Origin of the sequence: Streptomyces sp. x-80 (assembly GCF_046549095.1) — a bacterium.
GTDB lineage: Bacteria > Actinomycetota > Actinomycetes > Streptomycetales > Streptomycetaceae > Streptomyces > Streptomyces celluloflavus.
Genome location: NZ_JAJPWM010000004.1, coordinates 141966 through 154892, shown reverse-complemented (window position 1 = coordinate 154892; position 12927 = coordinate 141966). Strand labels below are relative to the sequence as shown.

Sequence of the window (12927 nt, the reverse complement as noted above, 5' to 3'; positions counted from 1 at the left end):
GGGCGGAACGTGTTTCTGTGGACGGGAGTTCGGGAACACCCCGTCCAGCCGGCCCAGAGGAGAGCAGCGTGGCGACGATCCCTCGCACCGAACCGGCCGGGGCCGCCCCGTCCGGTCCGTCGGCCGAACCGCTGCCGGACTTCGGCGGCGTGGACGTGGCCGGTCTGGCGGCGCGGACGGACCACGTGGTGCTGGGAGAAGTGGCGGCGCTGCTGCTGCGCAACTGGCCGTCGGCGGAGGACGCGGTGGCGTACTACGAAGACGGCCCGGAAAAACTCTTGCACTGACGGTCAGAAGCAGTTGTTTTTGGGCAAACGCGCAAGGGAATCGGCCAGTTGTCGCGGCAATTCGATTCCTCGATCGGTGGTGGTGCCATGTATCAGTCAACGGGCGGGAGTTGAGGGTCCCGGACGCCGACGAGAGCAGGGGGACCGCGCCGTGGTGGCTGTGAAGACCGGCAGGACCACCGTGCCCTTCCGCCAGTTCGTCCTGAAGATGCACAGCCGGTGCAACCTAGCCTGCACCTACTGCTACATCTACGCCGGACCCGACCGCAGCTGGCGCGCCCGCCCGCGGCTCGTACCCACCGCCATCCTCCGCCAGAGCGCGCTGCGGATCGCCGAACACGCCCGCGCCCACCGCCTGCGCGAGATCCGCATCGACCTGCACGGCGGCGAACCGCTGCTCACCGGACCCGGCCCGCTCCTCGACCAGGCCGCCGCTCTCCGCGCCGCGCTGCCCGCCGGATGCACCGCCGAATTCGGGGTGCAGACCAACGGCACCCTGCTCACCCCGGAGCTGATCGACACCCTGGGCGCCGCCGGATTCCGCCTCGGCCTCAGCCTCGACGGCGGCACCCCCGGTCTCAACCACCGCCGCGTCGACCACGCCGGACGCTCCTCCTGGCCCGCCGTCTCCGGCGCCGTACGGATGCTCGCCGACCGCCCCGGCGTCTTCGCCGGCATCCTGTCCACCATCGACATCACCACCGACCCGGCCGAGGTCTACCGCTCGCTGCGCGCCCTCGGCCCGCCCGTGCTCGACTTCCTCCTCCCGCACGCCAACTGGTCCAGCCCGCCGCCCGCCCCCCTGGGCCCCGCGCGCCGCACCCCGTACGGCGACTGGCTGTGCACCGTCTTCGATCTCTGGTGGGACGGCGGACCGGGTCCCCGGGTGCGGCTCTTCACCGAAATCATCGGACTGCTCCTGGGCCGCCCCAGCTCCAGCGAAGCGGTCGGCCTCTCCCCGGTCGTCGCCCTCGTGGTCGACACCGACGGCGCCATCGAACAGGTCGACTCGCTCAAATCCACCTACGAGGGCGCCGCCGCCACCGGCCTCGACGTCTTCCACCACAGCTTCGACGAGGCCCTCGCCCACCCCGGTATGGCCGCCCGCCGGCACGGCCCGGACGCGCTCGGCGCCCAGTGCCGCAGCTGCGCCCTGATGCGGGTGTGCGGCGGCGGCAACTACGCGCACCGCTACCGCGCCGGCCCCAGCGGATTCGCCAATCCGTCCGTTTACTGCGCCGATCTGGAACGCCTGATCCGGCATATCGCCGCCCGGCTGGCCGCCGCGATGTAGCCCCACCGCACTGCCCACAAGATCGCCTGACGCACTGTCGTCACAGGGAGCGACACTTGGGCTATCGTGCCAAACAGCCCGCCCACGCACAGCCTCTGCACGCGCGCACCACCGCATCCCAGGGAGACGGTCGCATGGCCGATCAGCCGACATTTTCCGGTTCCTCCGGTTCCTCGGGTCCCGCCGGCACCTCCGGTCCTGCCCGCTCCCACGAACACATCACGATCAGCTACGCCGGATTCAACCGGCCCTGGGCGGCGTGGATCTCCCACCAGCTGGAGCAGCTGGGCCACGGCACCACCCTGCTGCGCTGGGACCCCGTCCCGGAGACCCCGCTCGCCGACGAGCTGTCCGGACTGCTGGCCGCCGAGGGCCGCCTCCTGATGGTGCTGGACGACTGGTACTTCCGGCTCGGACCCAAGTCCCACGAGGAGTGGACGGACGCGCTCCAGGAAGTGGTGACGCCGCACGCCGACCGGTTCGCCGCCGTCAGCGTCGCCACCCAGAAGCTGCCCGCCACCGCCGCCGTGCTGCGCCCCGCCGACCTGCGTGACCTGGACGCCGCAGAGGCCAACCGCCGCGTCCTGCAACGCCTCGGCGTCACCCCCGCCCGGCGCCCACGCGGCGAACCGTCCCCCGCCGCCCCGCGCTTCCCCAACGACCCGCCCGAGGTCTGGAACGTCCCGCGCCGCAACAACCGCTTCACCGGCCGCGACCACGTCCTGGAGGAGCTGCACGACAAGCTCGCCGACGGCGGCCTCGGCGCCGGCCCGCCGCTGGAGACCCGGATCGCGCTGTACGGCATCTCCGGCGTCGGCAAGAGCCAGATCGCCGCCGAATACGCCCACCGCTTCGGCAACGACTACGACGTGGTGTGGTGGATCAGCGCCACCAACCGCGGCGCCGCCCGCGAACAGCTCGCCGAACTCGCCAACCGCCTGGGCCTCCCGGTGGGCCATGAACTCGGGGACCGCATCCGGGCCGTCCACGAGGCGCTGCGGGTCGGCCGCCCCTACCGCCGCTGGCTGCTGGTCTTCGACAGCGCCGACGACATGGAGCAGATCGAGGACCTCGTCCCCGACGGCCGCGGCCATGTCCTGATCACCACGCTCACCCGCGACTGGTCGGGATCCGGCAGCGCCCAGGAGATCGAGGTGCGGCCCTTCAACCGGGTCGAGAGCGTCGCCTACGCCAGGCGCCGGGCGCCGCGGCTGACGCCACTGGAGGCCGACCTGCTCGCCGAGGCCGTCCAGGACCTGCCGCTGCTGCTCGCGCAGACCGCCGCCTGGCTGGACGCCAACCCGATGTCCCCCAAGGAGTACATCGAGCTGATCCGCCGCGGCGAACCCAGCCTGGTCGGCATCCGCATCTCCTCCGACTACCCGATGGCCTTTCAGACCAGCTGGGCCATAACCCTCAACACCCTGCGCGAACGCAGCCCCGCCGCGGTGGAACTCCTCAAGCTGTTCGCGTTCTTCACCCCCGACGCCATCCCCGTACCGATGCTCGCCAAGGCCCGCCGCGGCGATCTGCCCGAACACCTCGCGGACCTCGCCGCCGAGCCGATCAGCTGGAACACCGCGCTGCGCCGGCTGACCGAATCCACCGCCGTCCGCCTCGACTACCAGGTCTCCGAGGACTCCGACCCGGCCGTCGAGACCGCGCAGATGCACCGGCTCTACCACCGCTTCCTGCGCAGCGACATGACCGAGGACGAGCGCGACCAGATGTCCGCGACGGTCTGCCGGGTACTGGTCACCGCCGACCCGCAGAACCCCTCCGACACCCGCTACTGGGAGCGCTACGCCGAACTCATCCCGCACCTGGAGCCGGCCGGCGTCCTGGACAGCCCCGAACCGGCCGTCCAGGAACTCCTGCTCAACTGCATCGAATACCTGCGGGTGCGCGGCGAGAACCGCATGGGCCTGCGGCTGTGCGAACAGTTCCTCGCGCGCTGGAGCACCCGCATGGAGCCCACCCGGCGCACCATGCTCGTCCTCACCCACCAGCACGCCAACATGCTGCGCCGGATGGGCCGTTACCGCGAGGCCGAGGCGGTCGGCAGCGCCATCGTCGACCAGCTCGCCGCCGAACGCACCGCGGCCGACTCCGATCTGCTGCGCGCCCAGGACGGCCTGGCCGGCACGCTGATGGCGCTCGGCTCGTACGAGGAGGCGTACACCCTCTTCGACACCGTATGGCGGACCTACACCGAGGTGCTCGGCCCCGAGGCGCCCCGCACCCTCTCCTCGCGGCACAACCTCGGCTCCGCCCTCGCCCTGCTCGGCCGCTACGACGAGGCGCTGGGCACCTTCCGCGATGTGCTGGCCTTCCGGGAGCGCGAGCTGCGCGCCCGCCACCACCTCACCCTCAACGCCGGCGCCTCCTACGCCCGGATGCTGCGGCTGCTCGGCCGCTACCGCGACGCCACCTCCAGCCAGGAGCTGAACGCCCGGCTGCACCGGCAGGTGATGGGCTCGCACACCCCGCAGACGCTGCGCGCCGAACACGACCTCGCGCTCTGCCTGCGCCGCTCCGGCGAACTCATGCGGGCCGAGACCCTGATGGCCGACCTCGTCGAGCGGTCCCGCCGGGTGCAGGGGCCCCGGCACCCCGAGACGCTGATGGTGGGCGCCGACTACGCCACCTTCCTGCGCGAGCACGGCGACCTCGGGCACGCCCGCGACCTCGCCGAGGAGATCGCCGAGCGCTACCGCGCCATGGCCGGCGCGGACCACCCGTACACCATCGGCACCCTGGGCAACACCGGCCTGGTCCGTGGCGCGTTCGGGGAACTGACGGAGGCGCTGGCCATCGCCGAACGGGCACTGGGCGAGATGACCCGGATCGTGGGCCCCGACCATCCTTGGACGCTGGGCTGCGCGCTGAACACCGCCGCCGCCCGCAACCGCGTCGAGGACGAGGACGGCGCGGTGGAGCTGAGCCACGACACCCTGGAGCGGGCCAAGGCGGCGCTGGGCGCGACCCATCCGCTGACCCTCTCCGCCAAGACGGCGCTCGCCGAGGACCTGCGCGCCCTGCGCCGCGGCCAGGAGGCGGCGAAGCTGGAGCAGGAGGCCGTCCAGCAGCTCGCCGAGACCCTGGGCGCCGAGCATCCGCACACCCTGTCCGCCCGGCGCCGCCGGCGCCCGTACTGGGACTTCGAACCGCAGCCCGTATAGGCGGTACCGCCCCGAGGTGCGGCACCCGGCCCGAAGGGCCCGCCCCCGCGAGATGCGGGGACGGGCCCTTCGGTCACTGCCGGTGCCGGTGACTACGCGTCGAAGACCTCGGCGATCAGCTGGGCCTGCTCCGCCTGGTGACGCTTGGCGGAACCGACGGCCGGGGACGAGCCGTGCGGGCGCGAGATGCGGCGCAGGCGCTCGCCGTGCGGCACATCCGCGCCGACGGCCAGGTCCAGGTGGTCGATCAGGTTGAGACCGAGGAACGGCCAGGCACCCTGGTTCGCCGGCTCCTCCTGGGCCCACAGGTACTTCTCGGCGTTCGGGAACTTGGCGATCTCCGCCTGGAGCTCCTTGCCGGGCAGCGGGTAGAGCCGCTCGATACGGACGATCGCCGTGTCGAGCGCACCGCGCTTCTCGCGCTCGGCCTCCAGGTCGTAGTAGACCTTGCCGGAGCAGAAGACGACCTTGCGGACAGCGGCCGCGTCCACCGTGGTGTCGCCGATGACGGGGCGGAAGCCGCCCGTCGTGAACTCCTCCGTCTTCGACGCCGCGGCCTTCAGACGCAGCATCGACTTCGGGGTGAAGACGACCAGCGGCTTGTGGTGCGGGTTGTGCACCTGCCAGCGCAGCAGGTGGAAGTAGTTCGACGGCAGCGTCGGCATGGCGACCGTCATGTTGTTCTGGGCGCACAGCTGGAGGAAGCGCTCGATCCGGGCCGAGGAGTGGTCCGGGCCCTGGCCCTCGTAGCCGTGCGGCAGCAGCAGGGTGACGCCGGAGGTCTGGCCCCACTTCTGCTCGGCGGAGGAGATGAACTCGTCGACGATGGTCTGCGCGCCGTTGACGAAGTCACCGAACTGCGCCTCCCACATGACCAGCGACTCCGGACGGGCCAGCGAGTAGCCGTACTCGAAGCCCATCGCCGCGTACTCGCTCAGCAGCGAGTCGTAGACGTTGAAACGGGCCTGGTCCTCGGAGAGGTAGAGCAGCGGGGTGAAGTCCTCGCCGGTCTCGCGGTCGATGAGCACCGAGTGGCGCTGGCCGAAGGTGCCGCGGCGGGAGTCCTGGCCGGCGAGCCGGACCGGGGTGCCCTCCATCAGCAGCGAACCGATGGCGAGGGTCTCGCCCATGCCCCAGTCGATCGTGCCGTCCTCCACCTGGGCCGCGCGGCGCTGCAACTGCGGCAGCAGTCGGGGGTGGACGGTGACCCGGTCGGGGATGTTGACCTGGGAGGCGGCGATCCGCTTGACGACCTCCTGGGAGATCGCGGTGTCCACGGCGACCGGGAACTCGGCCTGCGGCTGCGGCACCTCGGGGGTCATCGGGGCCGTGGTCGCGTCGCGGACCTCGGTGAAGACCTTCTCCAGCTGGCCCTGGAAGTCCTGGAGCGCCTGCTCGGCCTCTTCCAGCGTGATGTCGCCGCGACCGATGAGCGATTCGGTGTAGAGCTTGCGCACCGAGCGCTTCTTGTCGATCAGGTCGTACATCAGCGGCTGGGTGAAGGCCGGGTTGTCGGACTCGTTGTGGCCGCGGCGGCGGTAGCAGATCAGGTCGATGACGACGTCCTTGTTGAACGCCTGACGGAACTCGAAGGCGAGCCGGGCCACGCGGACCACGGCCTCCGGGTCGTCACCGTTCACGTGGAAGATCGGCGCCTCGATCATGCGGGCCACGTCCGTGGCGTACATGGAGGAGCGGGCCGACTCCGGCGGGGCGGTGAACCCGACCTGGTTGTTGATCACGATGTGCACCGTGCCGCCGGTGCGGTAGCCGCGCAGCTGCGACATGTTCAGCGTCTCGGCGACGACACCCTGGCCCGCGAAGGCCGCGTCACCGTGCAGCTGGACCGGCAGGACCGTGAAGTCCGTGCCGCCCTTGTTGATGAGGTCCTGCTTGGCGCGCGCGATGCCCTCGACGATCGGGTCGACGGCCTCCAGGTGGGAGGGGTTCGCGGCCAGCGAGACGGTGATCTGCTCGCCGTCCAGACCGGTGAAGGTGCCCTCGGCGCCCAGGTGGTACTTCACGTCGCCGGAGCCGTGCATCGACTTCGGGTCGAGGTTGCCCTCGAACTCCCGGAAGATCTGCGCGTACGACTTGCCGACGATGTTCGCGAGGACGTTCAGCCGGCCGCGGTGGGCCATGCCGATGACGACCTCGTCCAGCCGCGACTCGGCCGCGGAGTCGATGACCGCGTCCAGCAGCGGGATGACGGACTCGCCGCCCTCCAGCGAGAAGCGCTTCTGGCCGACGTACTTCGTCTGGAGGAACGTCTCGAACGCCTCGGCGGAGTTCAGCCGGCGCAGGATGCGCAGCTGCTCCTCGCGCTCGGGCGACTTGTGCGAGCGCTCGACGCGGTCCTGGATCCACTTGCGCTGCTTGGGGTCCTGGATGTGCATGAACTCGATGCCGGTGGTGCGGCAGTACGAGTCGCGCAGCACGCCCAGGATGTCGCGCAGCTTCATCATGGTCTTGCCGGCGAAGCCGCCGACCGCGAACTCGCGCTCCAGGTCCCACAGGGTGAGGCCGTGCTCGATGATGTCGAGGTCGGGGTGCTTGCGCTGGTGGTACTCCAGCGGGTCGGTGTCGGCCATGACGTGGCCGCGGACCCGGTAGGAGTGGATCAGGTCGAAGACCCGGGCCGCCTTGGTGACGTCGTCGTCGTGCGAGACGTCGATGTCGCGCAGCCAGCGGACCGGCTCGTAGGGGATCCGCAGCGACTTGAAGATGTCGTCGAAGAAGTCGTTCTCGCCGAGCAGCAGCCGGCTCATCACGCGCAGGAACTCGCCGGAGGCGGCGCCCTGGATCACGCGGTGGTCATAGGTGCTGGTCAGCGTCATGACCTTGGAGATGCCGAGCTTGTTCAGGGTGTCCTGGGAGGTGCCCTGGAACTCCGCCGGGTAGTCCATCGCGCCGACGCCGAGGATCAGGCCCTGGCCGGGCATCAGCCGCGGCACGGAATGGACGGTGCCGATACCGCCCGGGTTCGTCAGCGACGCGGTGACCCCGGTGAAGTCGTCCATCGTCAGCTTGTTGTCGCGGGCCCGGCGGACGATGTCCTCGTACGCCTGCCAGAACTCGAAGAAGGTCAGCGTCTCGGCCTTCTTGATGGCCGCGACGACGAGCTGGCGGTCGCCGTTCGGCTTGACCAGGTCGATGGCCAGGCCGAGGTTGACGTGCTCGGGCTTGACCAGCGTCGGCTTGCCGTCCTTCTGCGCGAAGGAGTAGTTCATCGACGGCATGGCCTTGAGAGCCTGCACCATCGCGTACCCGATGAGGTGGGTGAAGGAGACCTTCCCACCGCGGGCGCGCTTGAGGTGGTTGTTGATGACGATGCGGTTGTCGAACAGCAGCTTCACCGGCACCGCGCGCACGGACGTGGCCGTCGGCAGCTCCAGGGAGGCGTTCATGTTCTTCGCGACGGCGGCCGAGGGGCCACGCAGCGTGACCAACTCGGGACCGGTCGGCGCGGCGGCGGGCTCGGCGGCCGGCTTGGCAGCGGCCGGCTTGGCCGCGACGGGCGCCGGAGCGCTCGGCGCGGGCTTCGCCGGAGCCGGGGCGGCGGGGGCCGCGCCCTGCTGCGCCGAGGAGCCTGCGGGAGCGCTCGTGGCAGCGGGGCCGGCCGGCGTGGCCTGCCTGGTCGGGGCGGCCGGAGCGGCCGGGGTCGCCGGGGCGGCCGGTGCGGGGGCGATGGCCTCCGTCGGCTGGCTCGGCGCCGTGGCGCCGCCCGGCTTGTAGTCGGCGAAGAAGTCCCACCAGGCTCGGTCTACCGAGTTCGGGTCCTGGAGGTACTGCTGGTAGATCTCGTCGACGAGCCACTCATTGGGACCGAACGCGGCGGCAGGGTTCTTTCCCTGCCCCTCTTGGTCGGTCGAGATGCTCGAGCTGTTGGGGGACTGTAGCGACACGGCGGCAACCGCCCTCTTCCGCTTCCTAAGGTGGTGGACAGCGGGAATAAAGGCTACGCCTCCCAGGACCTTTAATGCAGTCCGGGAGGGTCACTCGTCGTGCACGTCACATTCACCGGTGGGTTTCAGAGCATGACTTGGCGGGAAACACACGGGGTTTGGCTGCGTGCGGACAGCTCGCGGCGCCGTCGCACCCCCTGATCAGTGCTCCCACCACCGACCCTACGCCACAGGCCGTCAGCTCCGAGCTGGCTCCAGCCCCGGAAGAGTGACGCGGATGCGGCAGCCACGTGGGGATTCGGCCACGCCGATCCGGCCGCCGTGCAGATCCACCGCCCAGCGCGCGATGGCCAGGCCGAGGCCCGTACCGCCGTCGCTCCCGGGGCCGGACGTCCCCGGTCCGCCGCGGTTGAACCGCTCGAAGACCCGGTAGCGCTCCGACTCGGGGATACCGGGGCCCTCGTCCTGGACATCCAGCTCCAGGCTCCCCGGGCCCTCGCCGCGCCGTGCGTGGACCGTGACCCGGCCGTGCCGCGGGCTGTGCTTGATCGCGTTGTCGATGAGATTGGCGACGACCTGGTGCAGCCGCTCGGCGTCGGCGTGCGCGGTCAGCTCGGGCGGGGAGACATCGAGATGCAGATGGACGTCCGTCCGGGTGTGGGTGCCCGAGCCGGCCAGCGTCGCCGCGCCACGGCTCATGTTGGCCTCCTTGAGCACCCCGGACAGATAGGGCCAGACCTCGAAGCGGCTGGTGTGCAGCGGCACCACGCCGTTGTCCAGCCGGGACAGGTCCAGGAGGTGCTCGACCAGCCGGCCGAGCCGCTCGGTCTGCTTCAGCGCCGTCCGCATCGTCTCCGGGTCGGGCTGGGAGACACCGTCCACGACGTTCTCCAGCACCGCCCGCAGCGCCGCGATGGGGGTGCGCAGCTCGTGCGAGACATTGGCGACCAGTTCCTTGCGGTGGGTGTCCACCGCCTCCAGATCGGCCGCCATCCGGTTGAAGGCGTCCGCCAGATCACCGAACTCGTCGCGGCGCGCCGAGTGCACCCGCCGGGTGTAGTCACCGTGCGCCATCGACTGCGTCACGTCCGTCATCTCGCCCAGCGGCGCGGTGAGGCTGTTCGCCACGAACTGGGTGATCAGCAGCGACGCGATGATCGAGAAGATGGTGATCACCCGCAGCTCGGTCGCCGAGTGCATCGCGACGAACACCAGCAGTGTCGTGATGATCACCGAGACGATGACCAGCGCGCCGAGGGCCGCCTTGACGGAGCGGTACGGGTCCAGCGGCCGCAACCCGTCCCAGATCCGCGCCCAGAGCCCCCGCGCGGGCCCCCGCCACCGCCACGTCATGCGGCCGGGGTCTCCAGGGCGTAGCCGACGCCGTGGACCGTGCGGATGCGCTCGGCGCCGATCTTGCGGCGCAGCGCCTTGATGTGGCTGTCGACCGTGCGCGTCCCGGAGGCGTCCGCCCAGTCCCAGACCTCGGCGAGCAGCTGCTCGCGGGAGAGCACCGCGCGCGGGGTGTTCGCCAGACAGACCAGCAGGTCGAACTCGGTCGGCGTGAGGTGGACGTCGGCGCCGCGCACCCGCACCCGGCGCTGGGCGTGGTCGATCTCCAGCTCACCGAGGCGCAGGATGCCGCTGCGCGGGGTGTGCGCGGCCAGCGCGGCGCGCTCCACCCGGCGCAGCAGGACATGCACCCGGGCGGCCAGCTCGCGCATCGAGAACGGTTTGGTCATGTAGTCGTCGGCGCCGACGCCGAGGCCGACGAGCATGTCGGTCTCGTCGTCCCGGGCGGTGAGCATCATCACCGGCACCGGCCGCTGGGCCTGGACCCGGCGGCACACCTCCAGGCCGTCGAAGCCCGGCAGCATCACGTCCAGGACCAGCAGGTCCGGCTGCCACGCCTCGGCGGTGTCGACGGCGGCCGGGCCGTCGGTGGCCGTCTGCACCTGGAAGCCCTCGGCGCGCAGCCGGGCCGCGATGGCGTCGACGATCGTCGGGTCGTCCTCGACGACCAGCACCCGGCGCTGGGCGCCCGGCGTGGCCGCGGCGGTGCCGCCCTGGCTGGTCTGAGTCTGGTCCATCGCCCGCCCCTGCATGTCCCCGTGTGCCCGGTCGCGTAGTGCTGGGCAGCAGCGTAAGGGCATGATGTGACCGTCGGCTACGCGCCCTTACGCGCGAGATGCACCACGTCGGGGACGCCTCGGACAACGGGGATCTCTTTCGTACGTACCCCGCTGAACCCGGCATTTCGAAGAGCCTGTTCGAAACCGGGGGACGGCTGCGCGGACCAGACGGCGAGCACTCCGCCCGGTGTCAGCCGGTCCTGGCAGGCGGCGAGACCGGTGGGGGAGTAGAGGCTGCCGTTGCCGTCGGTGACCGTCCAGTCGGGCCCGTTGTCGATGTCCAGGCAGAGCGCGTCGTAGGTGTCCCCGTCCGCTCCGGCGCGGAGGTACGCGACCAGATCGGTGGCCAGGATCTCGGTGCGCGGATCGGCCAGCGCCGTCGCCGAGACCGCCGACAGCGGACCCGTGCGGTGCCAGTCGATGACCGCGGCCTCCCGCTCCACGACGGCGATCCGGCCCCAGCGCGGTTCGGCCGCCGCCCGCGCCAGCGAGAAGCCGACGCCGAGACCGCCGATCAGGACGGCGGGCCGCGGCCGGGCGGCCGGCAGCTCGGCCAGCGCGGCGTCGATCAGCAGCCGCTCGGAACGGCCGTCGGAGGTGTCCATCAGGAAGCAGCCGTTGGCGATGATCTCGTAGACCGGCGGTGCGCCGGGGCCCCCGTCCCGCTGCCGCAGCGCCACCTCGCCGTACGGGCCCTCCCGGCGGTCGAGAGTGCGTGGTGCCTCCGGGAGGCCGGCCGTGGGGTGCGAGGGGAGTACGGGAGCCATGCGGTCATCTTGGTCGTGCCCGGGTCCGCCGGTCCACCGATTTGGACCGTGGCGCGGGCCGGTCGTCACCGACCGGCCGCGCCCAGCGAAGGTTGTCCGGTGTGATGAAGCTCACGCACACAGCTGGCTCATGGGTTGAACGCGCAGGCTGGTCGCGCACGTTGTCCAGACGCCGTGGGCGGCGCCGGACCGGCGCCGGCGGCGGAGGCCGTGGGGCCGGTGGAACCGGCGGCATCGGCGGGGCGGATCGAATGGAAATCGAACAGGAATCGAACGGAAAGGGCCTCGGGTGGTGAGCAGGATGGGGACGACGGACACCACACCGGACGGCGAGGTGCGGCCGGCCGGTCTGGCGGGGATTCCCCGGCAGCGCGGCGCGACGGCGGCCGCCCCCGCGGCCGGCCCGGCGGAGGCGGGCCCGCCCGCGGGCCGCCCCCGCCGGCGGGGGCGGCCCTGGCTGCTGCTGCCGACCCCCCTCGGCACACCCTTCACCCTCGGCTACGCCGCCCTCCTCGTGGCGACCACGCTCTTCGCCGACCACGCCGACCCCACGCTCGTCTCCGAGCTGCTCCGCGGCTCCAGCACGGACGTCGTCCATCTCGCCCAGGCCCCGCTGCTGGTGCTCGTCGCCAGCGCCCTGTGGATAGCGGGCGGCCTCACCTCCGCGTACGCCCTCGGTTTCGTCTTCGTCCTGACGGCGCTCGAACGGCGCATCGGCGGGCTGCGCACCGCCGCCGTCTTCTTCGGCGGCCATGCGCTGGCCACCGTGGCGACCGAACTGACCGTGGGCTTCTCGGTCGCCGCCGGCGGGCTGCCGGACAGCTCCCTGGAGCGCCTCGACTACGGCATCAGCTTCGGCGTGATGACCTGCACCGGGGCGCTCGCCGGGCTGCTCCCGGCCTGGCTGCGCTGGCCGCTGGTCCTCGGCGCCGGATACGTGGCCGTCGCCGATCTGCTCGCCTACGCCGACCCGATGACCAACTGGGGCCATCTGCTCTCCCTCACCCTCGGCGTGGCGAGCTGGCCACTGCTGCGCCGCTGGCGCGACCGGCGCACCTCGGCCGTACCGCTCCTCGGCGATCTGGGCCATCCGGCACTGCGCGGCGGACGCCCGCGCTGAGATCCGGGGGCGGCCGCCCGGGAGCCGGGCACCGGCGCTGCGGACGTGTCACGGCGCTGCGGTCGTGGCGGGGCGCAGGGGCCGTGGCCTCTCCCCGATTCCGCCAACCAGGTTTTTTTCCGGTCCCCCGGTCGCCTGATTCCGCGGTCCCCCATTTCCCCGAATCCCCGGAATCCCCCGGCTCCCCCGATTCCTGACCCCCGGTCCCTCGATTCCGCTGTCCCGTGTCCCCGCCGCCCC

General features: G+C 71.6%; 8 protein-coding genes. 4 read left to right on the top strand and 4 right to left on the bottom strand.

Annotated features, from left to right (window positions below; genetic code table 11):
- The first annotated feature begins 68 nt into the window (after positions 1-68).
- The 3 genes from ACLJWH_RS08765 to fxsT all read left to right on the top strand — a co-directional run bounded on the left by ACLJWH_RS08765 (position 69) and on the right by fxsT (position 4763).
- Complete coding sequence (locus ACLJWH_RS08765; protein ID WP_411141034.1) at positions 69-287, top strand: YxD-tail cyclophane-containing RiPP peptide; 219 nt, start codon at positions 69-71, stop codon at positions 285-287.
- Positions 288-438: 151 nt separating this feature from the next.
- Complete coding sequence (locus ACLJWH_RS08760; protein ID WP_411141033.1) at positions 439-1581, top strand: FxsB family cyclophane-forming radical SAM/SPASM peptide maturase; 1143 nt, start codon at positions 439-441, stop codon at positions 1579-1581.
- A 134-nt stretch (positions 1582-1715) separates the two neighbouring features.
- Positions 1716-4763: an FxSxx-COOH system tetratricopeptide repeat protein gene (fxsT, locus tag ACLJWH_RS08755; protein ID WP_411141032.1), complete on the top strand. Its 3048-nt coding sequence runs from the start codon at positions 1716-1718 to the stop codon at positions 4761-4763.
- A 92-nt stretch (positions 4764-4855) separates the two neighbouring features.
- On the opposite strand, the gene ACLJWH_RS08750 is transcribed toward fxsT, so the two are convergent.
- From ACLJWH_RS08750 to ACLJWH_RS08735, 4 genes are all read right to left on the bottom strand, one after another.
- Entirely contained in the window at positions 4856-8668 is a 3813-nt protein-coding gene (locus ACLJWH_RS08750; protein ID WP_411141031.1) for a multifunctional oxoglutarate decarboxylase/oxoglutarate dehydrogenase thiamine pyrophosphate-binding subunit/dihydrolipoyllysine-residue succinyltransferase subunit, read from the bottom strand.
- Positions 8669-8905: 237 nt separating this feature from the next.
- Positions 8906-10021: an ATP-binding protein gene (locus ACLJWH_RS08745; RefSeq protein WP_411141030.1), complete on the bottom strand. Its 1116-nt coding sequence runs from the start codon at positions 10019-10021 to the stop codon at positions 8906-8908.
- The gene (locus tag ACLJWH_RS08740; RefSeq protein ID WP_411141029.1) at positions 10018-10758 is read right to left on the bottom strand and encodes a response regulator transcription factor; all 741 of its coding nucleotides are present in this window, start codon (positions 10756-10758) and stop codon (positions 10018-10020) included. Before ACLJWH_RS08740 ends, ACLJWH_RS08745 begins: the two co-directional genes overlap by 4 nt.
- A gap of 77 nt (positions 10759-10835) precedes the next feature.
- Positions 10836-11567, bottom strand: coding sequence for a spermidine synthase (locus tag ACLJWH_RS08735; protein ID WP_411141028.1), 732 nt, complete (start codon positions 11565-11567; stop codon positions 10836-10838).
- A gap of 301 nt (positions 11568-11868) precedes the next feature.
- Here ACLJWH_RS08735 and ACLJWH_RS08730 point away from each other — a divergent pair, with 301 nt between their 5' ends.
- On the top strand, positions 11869-12687 hold the full coding sequence (locus ACLJWH_RS08730) for a rhomboid-like protein (protein ID WP_411141027.1): 819 nt from the start codon (positions 11869-11871) through the stop codon (positions 12685-12687).
- Positions 12688-12927: the final 240 nt, after the last annotated feature.